This is a genomic window from Klebsiella sp. 64, assembly GCF_018223915.1.
Taxonomy (GTDB): Bacteria; Pseudomonadota; Gammaproteobacteria; order Enterobacterales; family Enterobacteriaceae; genus Klebsiella; species Klebsiella pneumoniae.
This window is the reverse complement of record NZ_JAGRQZ010000050.1, coordinates 17,765-33,767: the sequence shown is the minus strand read 5'-3', so window position 1 is coordinate 33,767 and position 16,003 is coordinate 17,765. Positions and strand designations below refer to the sequence as shown.

17 protein-coding genes are annotated in these 16,003 nt (G+C 63.1%); 15 read left to right on the top strand and 2 right to left on the bottom strand.

Annotated features, from left to right (window positions below):
- The first annotated feature begins 139 nt into the window (after positions 1-139).
- The 11 genes from yjdN to phnP all read left to right on the top strand — a co-directional run bounded on the left by yjdN (position 140) and on the right by phnP (position 8,408).
- Complete coding sequence (gene yjdN / locus KHQ23_RS25225; protein ID WP_004177784.1) at positions 140-574, top strand: VOC family metalloprotein YjdN; 435 nt, start codon at positions 140-142, stop codon at positions 572-574.
- A gap of 155 nt (positions 575-729) precedes the next feature.
- A complete protein-coding gene (gene phnF, locus KHQ23_RS25220) occupies positions 730-1,455 on the top strand; it encodes a phosphonate metabolism transcriptional regulator PhnF (RefSeq protein ID WP_004177785.1) in 726 nt (241 codons plus the stop codon).
- Entirely contained in the window at positions 1,456-1,908 is a 453-nt protein-coding gene (gene phnG / locus KHQ23_RS25215; RefSeq protein WP_002885214.1) for a phosphonate C-P lyase system protein PhnG, read from the top strand.
- On the top strand, positions 1,905-2,489 hold the full coding sequence (gene phnH, locus KHQ23_RS25210) for a phosphonate C-P lyase system protein PhnH (RefSeq protein ID WP_004210034.1): 585 nt from the start codon (positions 1,905-1,907) through the stop codon (positions 2,487-2,489). Before phnG ends, phnH begins: the two co-directional genes overlap by 4 nt.
- Positions 2,490-3,554, top strand: coding sequence for a carbon-phosphorus lyase complex subunit PhnI (locus KHQ23_RS25205; protein WP_004177786.1), 1,065 nt, complete (start codon positions 2,490-2,492; stop codon positions 3,552-3,554). It begins immediately after the preceding gene.
- On the top strand, positions 3,547-4,395 hold the full coding sequence (locus tag KHQ23_RS25200; protein WP_002885202.1) for an alpha-D-ribose 1-methylphosphonate 5-phosphate C-P-lyase PhnJ: 849 nt from the start codon (positions 3,547-3,549) through the stop codon (positions 4,393-4,395). The genes KHQ23_RS25205 and KHQ23_RS25200 overlap by 8 nt, the downstream gene beginning before the upstream one ends.
- A complete protein-coding gene (gene phnK, locus KHQ23_RS25195) occupies positions 4,392-5,150 on the top strand; it encodes a phosphonate C-P lyase system protein PhnK (protein WP_002885198.1) in 759 nt (252 codons plus the stop codon). The genes KHQ23_RS25200 and phnK overlap by 4 nt, the downstream gene beginning before the upstream one ends.
- 107 nt (positions 5,151-5,257) lie before the next feature.
- A complete protein-coding gene (gene phnL, locus KHQ23_RS25190) occupies positions 5,258-5,938 on the top strand; it encodes a phosphonate C-P lyase system protein PhnL (RefSeq protein ID WP_004221959.1) in 681 nt (226 codons plus the stop codon).
- Positions 5,935-7,071 (top strand): alpha-D-ribose 1-methylphosphonate 5-triphosphate diphosphatase, encoded by a 1,137-nt coding sequence (gene phnM / locus KHQ23_RS25185; protein WP_021314563.1) that lies wholly within the window; start codon positions 5,935-5,937, stop codon positions 7,069-7,071. Before phnL ends, phnM begins: the two co-directional genes overlap by 4 nt.
- Positions 7,071-7,634, top strand: coding sequence for a ribose 1,5-bisphosphokinase (phnN, locus tag KHQ23_RS25180; protein ID WP_015959271.1), 564 nt, complete (start codon positions 7,071-7,073; stop codon positions 7,632-7,634). The genes phnM and phnN overlap by 1 nt, the downstream gene beginning before the upstream one ends.
- A 15-nt stretch (positions 7,635-7,649) precedes the next feature.
- Positions 7,650-8,408, top strand: coding sequence for a phosphonate metabolism protein PhnP (phnP, locus tag KHQ23_RS25175; RefSeq protein ID WP_032421942.1), 759 nt, complete (start codon positions 7,650-7,652; stop codon positions 8,406-8,408).
- Positions 8,409-8,429: 21 nt separating this feature from the next.
- Here phnP and yjdP read toward each other — a convergent pair whose 3' ends face one another.
- Positions 8,430-8,783, bottom strand: coding sequence for a DDRRRQL repeat protein YjdP (gene yjdP / locus KHQ23_RS25170; RefSeq protein WP_004151729.1), 354 nt, complete (start codon positions 8,781-8,783; stop codon positions 8,430-8,432).
- A 70-nt stretch (positions 8,784-8,853) separates the two neighbouring features.
- Positions 8,854-11,139 carry an ATP-binding protein gene (locus KHQ23_RS25165; RefSeq protein ID WP_032421941.1) on the bottom strand — a complete coding sequence of 762 codons (2,286 nt, stop codon included), beginning with the start codon at positions 11,137-11,139 and terminating at the stop codon, positions 8,854-8,856.
- A gap of 179 nt (positions 11,140-11,318) precedes the next feature.
- Here KHQ23_RS25165 and KHQ23_RS25160 point away from each other — a divergent pair, with 179 nt between their 5' ends.
- The 4 genes from KHQ23_RS25160 (at position 11,319) to KHQ23_RS25145 (ending at position 15,888) form a co-directional block, all read left to right on the top strand.
- Complete coding sequence (locus KHQ23_RS25160; protein ID WP_073553324.1) at positions 11,319-12,839, top strand: sugar ABC transporter ATP-binding protein; 1,521 nt, start codon at positions 11,319-11,321, stop codon at positions 12,837-12,839.
- The gene (locus KHQ23_RS25155) at positions 12,836-13,834 is read left to right on the top strand and encodes a ribose ABC transporter permease (protein ID WP_002885172.1); all 999 of its coding nucleotides are present in this window, start codon (positions 12,836-12,838) and stop codon (positions 13,832-13,834) included. The genes KHQ23_RS25160 and KHQ23_RS25155 overlap by 4 nt, the downstream gene beginning before the upstream one ends.
- 30 nt (positions 13,835-13,864) lie before the next feature.
- Complete coding sequence (locus tag KHQ23_RS25150) at positions 13,865-14,806, top strand: ABC transporter substrate-binding protein (protein WP_002885156.1); 942 nt, start codon at positions 13,865-13,867, stop codon at positions 14,804-14,806.
- 74 nt (positions 14,807-14,880) lie between these two features.
- On the top strand, positions 14,881-15,888 hold the full coding sequence (locus KHQ23_RS25145) for a carbohydrate kinase family protein (RefSeq protein WP_009484222.1): 1,008 nt from the start codon (positions 14,881-14,883) through the stop codon (positions 15,886-15,888).
- Positions 15,889-16,003 lie beyond the last annotated feature (115 nt).

Here is a 16,003-nt window from a genome sequence, read left to right as displayed (position 1 = left end):
TGTTATTTCCCTCGCCGGCAACCGCTATTTACACTGTCGCCTGCCGTCATATTTCAGCGCCCCTTTTCGCCCTACCGTCTGGCTCAATCGCCTGCCGGGCGACTACGCTTTACGGGTTACGGTCACTGAGGTATTCACCATGTCCTTAAGTCCCTACCTTGCCTTTGCGGGCAACTGCGCCGAGGCGATCGCCTTCTACCAGCAGACGCTGGGCGCGGAGCTGATGTTTAAAATGACCTTTGGCGAAATGCCGCCCGCGGCGCAGGAAGCGTCAGACGGCTGCCCGTCTGGCCAGAAGATGGCGGATGATGCTATCGCCCACGCCAGCCTGCGCATCAATAATGGCGAGCTGATGCTGAGCGACAGCGCCTTCGGGCCCGATGTGCATTACGCCGGCTTCACCCTCGTCCTCGATCCCAGCGATGTCGCTGAAGGCCAGCGCTGGTTCGACGCGCTGGCTGTCGGCGGGCGCATTGAGATGGCCTGGCAGGAAACCTTCTGGGCCCACGGCTTCGGCAAAGTCGTCGACCGCTTTGGCGTCCCCTGGATGATCAACGTGGTCAAACAAGGCTGACGCCCCCAGGGCGGCCCGGCCGCCCTGTCATCCGCCTGGCATCAACTCTTCATCCTTTGGTCATCGTCACTTAACCGAAATGCAACGTAAACCGGTCAGGATCGGCCCACAACGCGAGGAAGCTCCTCGCCTATGCTGTGTGAGGCTTGATGACCATGCACCTGTCCAGACATCCGACCAGTTACCCCACGCGCTATCAGGAAATCGCCGCCCGACTTGAGCAGGAGCTGCGCCACCACTATCGCTGCGGCGACTATCTGCCCGCCGAGCAGCAGCTGGCGACGCGCTTCGACGTTAACCGCCACACCCTGCGCCGGGCTATCGACCAGCTGGTTGAGCGCGGCTGGGTTCAGCGCCGTCAGGGCGTGGGTGTGCTGGTGCTGATGCGCCCCATCGACTACCCGCTTAACGCCCAGGCGCGCTTCAGCCAAAACCTGCTGGAACAAGGCAGCGATCCCACCAGCGAAAAGCTGCTGTCGGTGCTGCGCCCCGCCAGCGCCCATGTCGCCGAGGCCTTTGGCATCAATGAGGGCGAGAACGTGATCCACCTGCGTACCCTGCGCCGGGTCAATGGCGTCGCCCTGTGCCTGATCGACCACTACTTCGCTGACCTGCGCTTCTGGCCGGTGCTACAGACCTTCAGCCACGGCTCGCTGCACGATCTGCTACGCGATCGGCTCGACGTCGAACTGACCCGCGTACGCACCAAAATTAGCGCCCGCCGCGCGCAGGCAAAAGAGAGCAAGCTGCTGGAAATCCCCAATATGGCGCCGCTGCTCTGCGTCCGCACGCTCAATAGCCGCGAGGGCGAGTCGCTCACGGCGGAGTACTCCGTCAGCCTGACCCGCGCCGACATGATTGAATTTACCATGGAGCACTGAATGCACTTCGATACCGCCACCCGCCAGCGCTGGATGTCCGTGCTGGCCCACAGTGAACCGCAGGACCTTCTGGCGCGCATGCAGTCCCTGCAGCTGGCGCCGGAATATGAATTGATTCGCACCCCGGAAACCGGGCTGGTACAGCTCCAGGCCCGCATGGGCGGTATCGGCGACCGCTTCTTTGCCGGCGACGCCACCCTTACCCGCGCAGCGGTACGCCTGGCTGACGGTACCCTCGGTTACAGCTGGATCTTAGGCCGCGACCGCCCGCACGCTGAACGCTGCGCGGCGATCGACGCCCTGCTGCAGTCGCCCCGCCATTTTCACACCTTAATGGAAACTCTGATAACCCCGCTGGAAGCGCTACGCAGCGCGCGCATTGAAGCCCGACGCGCCGAAGTCAACGCCAGCCGGGTCGACTTCTTTACCCTGGTTCGCGGAGATAACGTATGACCTTACAACCCGCTTTTACCCTGGCTGTGCAGGATGCCCAACACAGTTTTCGTCGCCTGCTGAAAGCGATGAGCGAGCCGGGGGTGATTGTCTCCCTGCAGCAGCTTCAGCACGGCTGGCAGCCATTGAACGTAGCGTCCACCAGCCTGCTGTTGACCCTTGCCGATCGCGAAACCCCGGTCTGGCTCGCCAGCGCCCTGCGTAACGATCTGGTGGGACAGAATCTGCGCTTTCATACCGGCGCGCCGCTGGTGGACCAGCCGCAGCAGGCGGTCTTTGCCGTCGCCAATGACGGTATCAGCGCCGAGCAGCTCAACGTCCTTTCCGCTGGCACCGTCACCGCGCCGGAAACCGGCGTCACACTGATCGTTCAGCTTGCCAGCCTCAGCGGCGGACGCATGCTGCGCCTGACCGGGGCAGGCATTGCCGAAGAGCGAATGATCGCGCCGCAGCTGCCGGACTGCATCATCGACGAATTAACCGAACGCCCGCACCCGTTCCCGCTGGGCATCGACCTGATCCTCACCTGCGGCGAGCGCCTGCTGGCGATCCCGCGCACCACCCACGTGGAGGTGTGCTAAATGTACGTTGCCGTCAAGGGCGGCGAGAAGGCGATCCGCGCCGCTCACGCCTTACAGGAACAGAAACGACGGGGCGATGGACGGCTTCCCGAACTGAGCGTCGAACAGATAGGCGACCAGCTCAGCCTGGCGGTGGACCGGGTGATGACCGAGGGCGGCATCGCCGACCGCGAACTGGCGGCGCTGGCGCTGAAGCAGGCCAGCGGCGATAACGTCGAAGCAATATTTCTGCTGCGCGCCTACCGCACCACCCTGCCGCGGCTGGCGGTCAGCGAACCGATTAATACCGCGGAGATGCGCCTCGAACGCCGCATCTCCGCAGTGTATAAAGATATCCCCGGCGGCCAGCTGCTGGGCCCCACTTACGACTACACCCACCGCCTGCTCGATTTTACCCTGCTGGCCAACGGCGAAGCGCCGTCTGTGCAGCAAGCCGATGGCGAAGCAGAGCCGACGCCGCACGTCTTTAGCCTGCTCACGCAGCAGGGGCTGGCGAAGACCGAGGAAGATCGCGGCACGCCGCCCGACGATATCACCCGCACCCCGCCGGTCTACCCCTGCTCGCGTTCCTCGCGCCTGCAGCAGCTGATGCGCGGCGATGAAGGCTACCTGCTGGCGCTGGCCTATTCGACCCAGCGCGGCTATGGCCGCAACCATCCGTTTGCCGGCGAGATCCGCAGCGGCTACGTGCAGGTGGAAATCGTCCCGGAAGAGCTGGGCTTTAGCGTCAATATTGGCGAGCTGCTGCTGACCGAGTGCGAGATGGTTAATGGCTTCGTCGCCCCGCAGGAGGAGCCGCCGCACTTCACCCGTGGCTACGGCCTGACCTTCGGCATGAGCGAGCGCAAAGCGATGGCCATGGCGCTGGTCGACCGTGCGCTGCAGGCGCCGGACTATGACGAAGAGATTGCCGGCCCGGCGCAGGATGAAGAGTTTGTGCTGGCCCACGCCGATAACGTCGAAGCGGCCGGCTTCGTCTCGCATCTGAAGCTACCGCACTATGTCGATTTCCAGGCCGAACTGGCGCTGCTGAAACGCCTGCAACGGGAGAACGAACGTGGCTAACCCACTGACTGGCTATAACTTTGCTTACCTCGACGAGCAAACCAAGCGCATGATCCGCCGGGCTATTCTCAAAGCGGTAGCGATTCCCGGCTACCAGGTGCCGTTCGGCGGGCGCGAAATGCCAATGCCCTACGGCTGGGGCACCGGCGGCATCCAGCTGACCGCCAGCGTCATCGGTGAGAACGACGTGCTGAAGGTGATTGACCAGGGCGCGGATGACACCACCAACGCGGTGTCGATTCGTCAGTTCTTTAAGCGCGTCACCGGCGTCGCCACCACCGAGCGTACCGAAGACGCCACCCTGATCCAGACCCGCCACCGGATCCCGGAGACGCCGCTGGTGGAGGATCAGATCCTGATCTACCAGGTGCCGATCCCGGAGCCACTGCGCTTTATCGAGCCGCGTGAAACCGAAACCCGCACCATGCACGCCCTGGAAGAGTACGGCGTCATGCAGGTGAAACTGTATGAAGATATCGCACGCTTCGGCCATATCGCCACCACCTACGCCTATCCGGTGAAGGTCAATGGCCGCTACGTGATGGACCCTTCGCCGATCCCGAAATTCGATAACCCGAAAATGCACATGATGCCGGCGCTGCAGCTGTTCGGCGCCGGGCGCGAAAAGCGGATCTACGCCGTGCCGCCCTATACCCCGGTGGAGAGTCTCGATTTCGACGACCATCCCTTTACCGTGCAGGAGTGGGATGAGCCCTGCGCCATCTGCGGCTCGCGCCACAGCTACCTCGACGAAGTGGTACTGGATGACAGCGGCCAGCGGATGTTTGTCTGCTCCGATACCGACTATTGCCGCCAGCAGAGCGAGGGGCAGAAAAAATGAACCAGCCATTACTTGCTGTGAATAACCTGACTCATCTCTACGCCCCGGATAAAGGTTTTCGCGATGTCTCCCTCGAGCTGTGGCCGGGAGAAGTGCTCGGCATCGTCGGCGAGTCCGGCTCCGGTAAAACCACCCTGCTGAAGGCAATCTCCGCCCGCCTGACGCCGCAGCAGGGCGAGGTGCTGTACCAGCAGCGCTCGCTGTACGCCATGAGCGAAGCCGAACGCCGCCGCCTGTTGCGCACCGAATGGGGCGTAGTGCATCAGCACCCGATGGACGGTCTGCGTCGCCAAGTCTCCGCCGGGGGCAACATCGGCGAACGGCTCATGGCCACCGGCGCCCGCCACTACGGCAACATTCGCGCCACCGCCGAAAAGTGGCTGCAGGAGGTGGAGATTCCCCCCTCGCGCATCGACGACCTGCCCACCACCTTCTCCGGCGGCATGCAGCAGCGTCTGCAGATCGCCCGCAATCTGGTCACCCAGCCGAAGCTGGTGTTTATGGATGAACCCACCGGCGGGCTGGATGTGTCCGTGCAGGCGCGGCTGCTAGACCTGCTGCGCGGCCTGGCGGTGGAGCTGAATCTGGCGGTGGTGATTGTTACCCACGATCTCGGCGTCGCTCGCCTGCTGGCGAACCGTCTGCTGGTGATGAAGCAGGGCCAGGTGGTGGAGAGTGGCTTAACCGACCGGGTGCTCGACGATCCGCACCATCCTTACACCCAGCTGCTGGTGTCGTCGGTGTTGCAGAATTAATGCTGTTTTGCCGGGTGGCGGCTGCGCCTTACCCGGCCCACAGGTGCGTTATTCGTAGGCCGGGTAAGCGAAGCGCCACCCGGCAACTCAACCTCGTGAGAGCTAACATGATCCGCGTTGAAAACGTCCATAAAACCTTTGTTTTGCACCAGCAGCACGGCGTGCGTCTGCCGGTGCTGGCCGACGCCTCGCTGACCGTTAACGCCGGGGAGTGCGTGGTGCTCCACGGTCACTCCGGCAGCGGCAAATCGACCCTGCTGCGTTCGCTGTACGCCAATTATCTGCCGGACAGCGGCCATATCCATATCCGCCACGGCGACGAATGGGTGGACCTGGTCACCGCCACCCCACGCAAGGTGCTGGAAGTGCGCAAAACCACCATCGGCTGGGTCAGCCAGTTTCTGCGGGTGATCCCGCGCATTTCGGCGCTGGAGGTGGTGATGCAGCCGCTGCTCGATCTTGGGACGCCGCGCGAAGCGAGCGCCGCGAAAGCCGCCCAGCTCCTGACCCGCCTCAACGTTCCGGAACGCCTGTGGCACCTTGCGCCGTCCACCTTTTCCGGCGGCGAGCAGCAGCGGGTCAACATCGCCCGCGGTTTTGCGGTCGACTATCCGATTCTGCTCCTTGATGAACCCACCGCCTCACTGGATGACAAAAACAGTGCTGCCGTGGTCAACCTGATCCACGATGCCAAAGCGCGCGGCGCGGCCATCGTGGGGATTTTCCATGACGAAGGGGTACGCCGTCAGGTCGCCGACCGACTGCACTCTATGGGAATGACAGCATGATTATCAATAACGTAAAACTGGTTCTCGACGACGAGGTGGTCCACGGTTCGCTGGAAGTCCAGGACGGTCGCATCCTCGCCTTCGCCGAAAGCCAGAGCCGGCTGCCGCAGGCGCTGGATGGGGAGGACGGCTGGCTGCTGCCGGGCCTTATCGAGCTGCATACCGATAACCTCGACAAGTTCTTTACCCCGCGGCCGAAGGTAGACTGGCCGGCCCACTCGGCGATGAGCAGCCATGACGCCATGATGGTCGCCAGCGGCATCACCACCGTGCTGGACGCCGTGGCGATTGGCGACGTGCGCGATGGCGGCGATCGTCTTGAGAATCTGGAGAAGATGGTCAATGCCGTGGAGGAGACGCAAAAGCGCGGTCTCAACCGCGCCGAACACCGCCTGCACCTGCGCTGCGAGCTGCCGCATCACACCACGCTGCCGCTGTTTGAAAAGCTGATCGATCGCGAGTCGGTGAGCATGGTCTCTCTGATGGACCACTCGCCGGGCCAGCGTCAGTACGCCGATCGCAGCAAGTACCGCGATTATTATCAGGGCAAATATCATCTGACGCATGACGAAATGGACCGTTTTGAAGCCGAGCAGATGGCTCTGGCCGCCACCTGGTCGCAGCCCAATCGCCAGACCATCGCCGCCATGTGCCGCGCCCGCCGTATCGCCCTCGCCAGCCACGACGACGCCACCGAAGCGCATGTGGCCGAATCTCACCAGCTAGGGAGCGTGATCGCCGAGTTTCCCACCACGCTGGCCGCGGCGCAGGCTTCACGTCAGCACGGGATGCACGTCCTGATGGGGGCGCCGAATATCGTGCGCGGCGGTTCCCACTCCGGCAACGTCGCCGCCCACCAGCTGGCGAGCCACGGTTTGCTGGACATCCTCTCATCTGACTATTACCCCGCCAGCCTGCTGGATGCCGCTTTCCGCATCGCCGACGCCGAGGACAATGCCTTCACCCTGCCACAGGCGATCCGTCTGGTCAGTCAGCATCCGGCGCAGGCGCTGGGCCTTGACGATCGCGGCGTCATCGCCGAGGGGAAACGCGCCGACCTGGTGCTGGCGCACCGTCGCGGCGAACATATCCAGATCGACCATGTCTGGCGCCAGGGAAAGAGGGTCTTTTAATGCCAGGAAAACTGATTTGGCTGGTGGGCCCCTCCGGCTCCGGTAAAGATAGCCTGCTGGCGGCGCTGCGCCAGCGCGAGCACCCGCAGCTGCTGGTGGCCCATCGTTACATAACCCGCCCGTTTAACGCGGGCAGCGAGAATCATATCGCCCTCAGCGAACATGAGTTTTTTACCCGCGCCGAGCAGCATCTTTTTGCTCTCAGCTGGCACGCCAACAATACTTACTATGGCATTGGCGTGGAGATCGACCTCTGGCTGCACGCCGGCTTTGACGTGGTGGCCAACGGCTCCCGCGCCCATCTGGCGCTGGCCCGGGAACGCTACGGCGAGGTGCTGGTGCCGATCTGTCTCGCCGTCTCGCCGCCGGTGCTGCGCCAGCGGCTGGAGCAGCGCGGCCGGGAAAATGCGCTGGAAATCGCCCAGCGTCTGGACCGCGCCGCGCGCTATAAGCCGGACAACTGCCTGACATTGAATAACGACGGCAGTCTCCGACAATCGGTCGATGAATTTTTCCGCCTGCTGCGCAGCCACGCGGCGCGCGAAGCGGATCAACTGGTATAAACAAAAGGTGACACGATGAGCCTGACCCTCTGCTTAACCGGCACCGGCGGCGCTCAGCTGGTGCCGGTCTTCGGCTGCGACTGCGCGGCCTGCCGCCGCGCCCGCCGCGAGGAGAGCCACCGACGCCGCCCCTGTAGCGGAGTGGTCACGTTCAACAGCGCCGTGACGCTGCTTGATGCCGGACGACCGGATCTGATGGAGCATCATCCCGCCGGCAGCTTTCAACAGGTGCTGCTGACCCACTACCATCTGGATCATGTGCAGGGGCTGTTTCCGCTGCGCTGGGGAGTCGGCGCGTCGATTCCGGTCTATGGCCCGCCGGATGATGCCGGCTGCGACGATCTGCTCAAACACCCCGGTCTGCTTGACTTTAGCCATACCGTCACGCCGTTTGTGATGTTTAACCTGCAGGGGCTGCGGGTGACGCCCCTACCCCTTAATCACTCGAAGCTGACCTTTGGTTATCTGCTGGAGTCGGCCCACAGCCGGCTGGCCTGGCTCTCGGATACCGCCGGGCTGCCGGACAAGACGCTGAAGTTTTTGCTCAATAACCGCCCGCAGGCGATGATCATCGACTGCAGTCATGAGCCGCGCGCGCAGACCCCGCGTAACCATAACGATCTAAACACCGTCCGCAGCCTTAACCAGGTCATTGGCTGTCCGCGGGTGATCCTCACCCATATCAGCCACCAGTTTGACGTCTGGATGATGGATAACCCGCTGCCGACAGGTTTCGAAGCGGGCTATGACGGGATGGAAATAGCGCTGGATTAAGCGCTGGCCTGCGGGGGGCGATCAGTAGCTATCATCCAGACGACGCTGGTCGCTTTCTAACTGACGACGATCGCGGTCGAGCTGACGCTGGCGTTCATCCAGCTGGCGGCGGCGCTCGTCCAGCTGGCGTTGCCGCTCGTCATACTGGCGCTGACTGTCACGGCTCTGCTGACGGCTCCCCTGATAGCGCCCGTCATCATACCGGCCATCGTCATCGTATCTGTCGTCGTCATCGGAGCGACTGCTGCCCGGGTTATAGGCGTCGTTAATGGCTTGCTGAATATTGCCGATCGCGTCATCGATAATATCGGCGCGAGCGGCCAGGCTGGTCAGCGACAGAGTGCAAAAGAGCAGTGCGGTTGCGTAACGTTTCATCGGGGCCAATCTCATCAGAGTCCTGCCGCTACCTTAATCATCCGCATGAAACCCGGGTAGCGGAGGAATCTCAAATCCTCGCGTACGCCGCGCTCAGCGCCTGCGCCAGCTGGGCGCGGGTAAACGGCTTACGCAGCCACTCAACCTCCGGCAGGGCCGGGTTCTGCGCCGGACGCAAATCCTGGCCGCTGATCAGCAGCACCGGCAGCGCCGGAAAGCGGCGTCGGGCGGTATGGATCACATCGGCGCCGCTCAGGGCGCCGGGCAGCATCAGATCGCTAATCAGCAGGGCAATATCCGGCGAGGCCTCCAGCAGCTGCAGCGCCTCTTCACCGCTGGCGGTTTCCAGCGTCAGCCAGCCCAGCTGATGCAGCTGTTCACATAGCGTCTGGCGGACATCCTCTTCATCTTCCAGCACCAGCGCCAGCCGCTCGCCCGCCGGGGACGGCTCGTCCACCGCTGGCGCCACCTCCTTCTCAACCTCGGTCAACGCTCGCGGCAGCTGCAGCCGCACCGTCGTCCCCTGCCCCGGCGCGCTCTCCAGCGCCACCCGGCCGCCAGACTGGCGCACAAAGCCATACACCATCGACAGCCCCAGGCCGCTGCCGCTGCCGGTGGCTTTGGTGGTGAAGAAAGGTTCAAACACCCGGGCTTTCACCGCCTGCGACATCCCGCAGCCATGATCGATCACCTCCAGGGCCACCATATCCTGCCGCTGGCCGCTGCTGCGGGAGACCCGCTGATTCCAGGTGCGTATTTTGATGACCCCGTCGCGCCCCGCCATGGCGTCGCGGGCGTTCATCACCAGATTGATCAGGGCATTTTCCAGCTGGCCAACGTCTATCCATGCCGGCCACGCCGGCGACTGCGCCTCAATCTCCAGGCTTAAGGTCGCCGGCAGGGAATGACGCATCAGCTCGCTGAGGTTCTCCAGTAGCGGCGCCATCGCCACCGCCTGGGGATGCAGCGCCTGCTTGCGCGAAAAGGCCAGTAGCCGCTGGGTCAGAAGCGCCCCACGCTCCGCCGCCTTCAGCGCCCTGGAGAGGCGCGGCGCATCGCGCGCATCCGGCTCCACCAGCTCAAGACTGCCGATAATCACCGCCAGCAGGTTGTTAAAGTCATGCGCCAGACCTCCGGTCAGCTGGCCGACGGCCTTCATCTTCTGACTATGCAGCAGCGCCTCCTCCAGCTCCTGGCGCTTAATCCGATCGATCTCCATCTGGTTGGTCTTCTCTTTCAGCAGCCGGGTGGTGTGCTCCAGCGACGCCATATTGCGGGCGAAAACGTTAAAGGCCCGCGCCAGCTCCCCCAGCTCGTCGCGCCGCTGCAGGGCCGGCACCGAGACGTTCGGCTCTCCCTGAGCCAGCCGCGACATCGCCCGCGAGATGGCGGTCAGGTTCGAGCCGAGATTACGGTAGATGTACCACCCGGCGCAGCCGGTGATCGCCAGCGCCAGCAGCGCGGAAAGCAGAATAAACATACTGATGGAGCGCAGCTCCCGATGGCTCTGCGCCGCCCGCTGCTCTGAGGCTTCCGCCACCCGGGTCACGTACTGATTGATATCTTCGTTAAGCAACGCGACCAGCGCTTTGATGTGATACATGTACCAGCTGATCGTCAGGTCGCTCTCCTCCAGCTGGGCCGACAGCGGGGCCAGCGTCGCCAGCTCGCGGGTCACATCAGGGAGGACAAACGCCAGCGCGGGATCGGCGCTGCGTGTCGGCAGGGCGCCGCGCAGCTGGTCGAGTTGCAGGACGATCGACCGCGGCGTGACGGTATGGATCGCAGCCACGATCAGCCGGTCCATCTCGGCCAGCCGGCGCGGATCGATCGCCTTATCCCCGCCGCGATCGTTAAGATCGGCGAGATGGCGCAGGTTACTCTGATTCTGGTAAAGCGAACTCAGCAGCGCATTGCGCTGCAGATGGCGGCGCTGGCCGCGCTCCAGCATCTCCGCCACGCTCTGCTGCAGCGCGTTGCTGCGGCGAATAATATTGGCCACCCGCGCCTGCTCCTGCTGCGCCAGCGGGGCCGCCGCCAGCTGGGCCAGCGAGTGCTTCAGCGCCTGCTGCGTCGCCAGCAGCCGTTCCGCTTCGCTTTTGTACTCCAGCGCCCCCACCACCTGCGACAGGCGCACCGCCGCCGTGGCGACATTCGCCGTGTCCCGCGCCAGATCCATACTGCCGCGCATGTCGTTGAGAGTCTGGCGCTGCACCTGCTCCTGCAGCTGGCTGGCGTGGTGAAAGCCGAACACCGCCACGCCGCTGACCAACAGGGTGACCACGCCCATCAGCAGATTAAAGGAGAGCAGGCGGCCACGGGCGCTGGTGAAAAACGGGTGTCGGCGAGCGGTCATAACAACTCCGGTGAAGGATCGGTCGGCAGATAAGCGTGACGGTGCAGAAAATGACGCCGCGTAACTGTGATCGCGGTTAACTATTTATCACTATGACAAATATGAATGGATTCTGACATTCTGCATTTATTTTCCGGTGGTGGACTGCAGCTATTGTTCTTACAGACAGGAGCGCCGCGATGACCGCCACCCCGGTACTGGAAATGCGCCATATCGCCAAAGCTTTTGGCAAATTCTACGCGCTGAAGGGCGTCGACCTGACGGTCTGGCCCGGCGAGATCCATGCCCTGATGGGGGAGAACGGCGCCGGAAAAAGCACGCTAATGAAGATCCTCGCCGGCGCCTATACCGCCACCAGCGGCGAGATCCTGATCGACGGAAAACCGCAAACCATCCGCGGCCCCAAGGACGCGCTGGCCGCCGGGATCACATTGATCTACCAGGAGATGCAGCTGGCGCCGAACCTGACCGTCGCGGAAAACATTTTCCTCGGCAGCGAGCTGGCGCGCGGTGGTCTGGTGCAGCGCAAAGCCATGCTCAGCCAGGCGCAGGCGGTGATCGACCGTCTCGGCGCCCAGTTCAAAGCCAGCGACCGGGTGATGACCCTGACCATCGCCGAACAGCAGCAGGTGGAGATCGCTCGCGCCCTGCACCGTCAAAGCCGCATTCTGTTGATGGATGAACCCACCGCCGCCCTCTCCTCGCGGGAAACCCAGCGCCTGTTCGAGCTCATCCTGCGCCTGCGCGATGAGGGGATGGCGATCATCTATATCAGCCACCGCATGGCGGAAGTGTATGAGCTCTCCGACCGGGTCAGCGTCCTGCGCGATGGGCAGTATGTCGGCAGCCTGGTGCGCGACAAGCTCAACGCGCCGGAGCTGGTGCGCATGATGGTCGGTCGGCCGCTCAGCGATCTGTTCAATAAAGAACGGGACATTCCCCGCGGCCAGCCGCGCCTGCGGGTCGAGGATCTGACCGATGGCGGCAAGGTTAAGCCCAGCAGCCTGGTGGTGCATGCCGGCGAAATCGTCGGCCTCGCCGGGCTGGTCGGCGCCGGGCGTTCCGAACTGGCGCAGCTGATCTTCGGGGTGCGCAAAGCCACCGCCGGGGTGATTGAGATTGACGGCGAGCCGGTGGTGATCCACTCGCCGCGGGAAGCCATCGACCTCGGGATCGGCTTTCTGACCGAAAACCGCAAAGAACAGGGGTTGTTTCTCGAACTGGCAGCCCAGGAAAACATCACCATGGCGACGCTGGAGCGCGACGCGACCTGGGGGATGCTCAACCGCCGGAAGGCGCAAACCATCTCCGATGACGCCATCCAGTTGCTTAACATCCGCGTGCCGCACGCCCAGGTGCGCGCCGGCGGACTGTCCGGCGGCAACCAGCAGAAGCTGTTAATTTCGCGCTGGGTGGCGATTGGCCCGCGCATTCTAATCCTCGATGAACCCACCCGCGGCGTCGACGTCGGCGCGAAAAGCGAAATTTACCGCATCATGAACGACATGGCGCGCCAGGGCGTCGCCATTCTGATGATCTCCAGCGAGCTGCCCGAAGTGGTGGGCATGAGCGACCGGGTCTATGTGATGCGCGAGGGCGTTATCGCCGGCGAGCTACAGGCCGGTGATATTAGCCAGGAAAGTATCATGACGCTGGCCACCGGCGTGACCGATTCTCACCTTAAGGCAGGGCAACTATGAGCATACCGAAAGAGACCTCCGCGCCGGTCGCGAAATCCGCTTCGGCGAAAAAAATGTTGATGGGCGACCTGATGCAGACCGTCGGCATTCTGCCGATCCTCATCCTGATCGTCGCCGTTTTCGGCTTTATCGCCCCCAACTTTTTCACGGAAAGCAATCTGCTGAATATCACCCGCCAGGCCTCGATCAACATTGTGCTGGCGGCGGGAATGACCTTCATCATCCTCACCGGCGGCATTGACCTTTCCGTCGGCTCCATCCTTGGCACCACCGCAGTGGCCGCGATGGTGGTGTCGCTGATCCCGGCGTTTGCGTTGCTGTCGATTCCGGCGGCGCTGATGCTCGGCCTGCTGCTCGGCCTGTTCAACGGCGCGCTGGTCGCCTTCGCCGGGCTACCGCCGTTTATCGTCACCCTCGGCACCTACACGGCGCTGCGCGGCGCCGCCTATCTGCTGGCCGACGGCACCACGGTGATCAACTCCGATATCAGCTTCGAGTGGATCGGCAATGACTACCTCGGCCCAGTGCCCTGGCTGGTAGTCATCGCCCTGGCGGTGATCGCGGTGTGCTGGTTTATCCTGCGCCGCACCACCCTTGGGGTGCATATCTACGCGGTGGGCGGCAACATGCAGGCGGCGCGGCTGACCGGCATCAAAGTCTGGCTGGTGCTGCTGTTTGTCTATGGCATGAGCGGCCTGCTCTCCGGCCTTGGCGGGGTGATGAGCGCTTCGCGGCTGTACAGCGCCAACGGCAACCTCGGCGTCGGCTACGAGCTGGACGCCATCGCCGCGGTCATTCTCGGCGGCACCAGTTTCGTCGGCGGTATCGGCACCATCACCGGTACGCTGGTGGGGGCGCTAATTATCGCCACCCTCAATAACGGCATGACCCTGATGGGGGTCTCCTACTTCTGGCAACTGGTGATCAAAGGGGCGGTGATCATCATTGCGGTGCTGATCGACAAATACCGTACCCGACATCATCAAAGTGCATAACAACAACATTTTACCTGCGAGGAAAAGCGAATGCGTTTAAAACCGATAGTCACCGCGCTGTGTGCTGGCGCGCTGCTGGCCGCCTCCCCTTTTGCGTCGGCCAAAGAGCTGAAAGCGATTGGCGTGACGGTGGGCGACCTTGCCAACCCGTTCTTTGTACAGATCACCAAAGGGGCGGAGCTGGAGGCCCGCAAGCTGGCGGGGGATAACGTCAAAGTGACGCTGGTCTCCAGCGGCTACGATTTGGGCCAGCAGGTGGCGCAGATCGATAACTTTATCGCCGCCAAAGTCGATATGATCATCCTCAACGCCGCCGATTCGAAAGGCATTGGCCCGGCGGTGAAGCGGGCCAAAGAGGCCGGGATCGTGGTGGTGGCGGTTGACGTCGCCGCCGAAGGGGCCGACGCCACCATCACCTCCGATAACACCCAGGCGGGCGAGCTGGCCTGTAAATACATTAGCGACCGCCTGAACAACAAAGGCAACGTGGTGATCATCAACGGGCCGCCGGTCTCCGCCGTACAAAACCGCGTCGAAGGCTGCGAAACGGAGTTCAAAAAACACCCGGACATTAAAATCCTCTCCGCCAACCAGAACGCCAAAGGCAGCCGGGAAGGCGGCCTGGAGGTGATGACCTCCCTGCTGGCGGCCAATCCGAAGATTGACGGCGTGTTCGCGATCAACGATCCGACGGCGATTGGTGCCGATCTGGCAGCGAAACAGGCGCAGCGCAGCGAGTTCTTCATCGTCGGCGTCGACGGCAGCCCGGACGGCGAAGAGGCGCTGAAGCGTAAGAACTCGCTGTTCGTCGCCACCCCAGCGCAGGACCCACAGGTGATGGCAGCGAAGGCGGTGGAGATTGGCTACGACATCCTGCAGGGCAAACCTGCGCCGACCGCGCCGGTACTGATCCCGGTGACGATGATCGACAAAAATAACGTCAGCTCTTACAAAGGCTGGACCGTGAAATAAGCGCAACCAGGCGCACAATCGTTCCGCCGATTGTGCGCTACGCTTAACGAATATGACGGCGCGGAGTAGCGATCATGGAACGGAAAGGCATTATTGCCGCAGGCAACATGCTGGTCGATCATGTCCACCAGATCGGGCAGTGGCCGGAGCGCGGCTGGCTGGTGGAAATTGTCCATAGCGAACGCGCCACCGGCGGCGCGCCGCTGAATGTCCTGCTGACCCTAGCCAAAATGCACGCCGGGCTGCCGCTGCAGGCGGTCGGCCTGATTGGCGAGGATAACGATGGCGACTACATCACCGCCATGTTCGATCAGTACCATATCAATCGCCAGCTCGTACAGCGCACCAGCTCCGCCCCCACCTCGATGACCCAGGTGATGACCGACGCCGAAGGCCAGCGCACTTTCTTTCACTCTCCCGGCGCCAACCGCCTGCTTGATCTCCCGGCTTTTGAGCCGCTGGATGCGCCGCTGAAAATTTTCCATCTCGGCTATCTGCTGCTGCTCGAAAGCCTCGATCGCCCCGATGAAGTGTACGGCACCCGCAGCGCGCGACTGCTGGCGCAGATGCGCGAGCGAGGCTATGAGGTGTCCCTCGATCTGGTGTCGCGCAAGGGCGACCCGCGCTACCGGCCGCTGGTCCTGCCGGCGCTGAAGCATCTTGACTACCTGACCATCAATGAACTGGAAGCCAGCGAGTTTAGCGGGCTGGAGATTCGTCTACCCAACGGCGAGCCGCACGTCGCCAATATCGCCCGCGCCGCCAGCGCATTGCTTGACGCCGGCGTACGCCAGCGGGTAGTGATCCATTGTCCGGAGGGGGCATGGGGCGTCTCCCGTACCGAAGCCGGGCGCTGGGTACCGTCATGGCGGCTGCCGCCGGAGGAGATTATCGGCAGCGTCGGCGCGGGGGACGCCTTCTGCGCCGGCCTGCTGTACGGCAGCCACGAACGCTGGCCGTTAACCGCCAGTCTGCAGCTGGCCCACGCCTGCGCCCGCGCCAGCCTGCAGGCCGCCAACGCGATCGACGGCGCCAAAACGCTCCCTGAGCTGCAGGCGTTTATTCAGTTGCAGAATGTTTAGATCGAGTAGATCCCGCTATCAGGGCGATGCCACAGGAGAACGGCGTGTCATGGCGAGAAAAGGGATACGGTTTATTCAAATCACGCCTGTTTTACGCTGAGTTCAACAAGGGCGG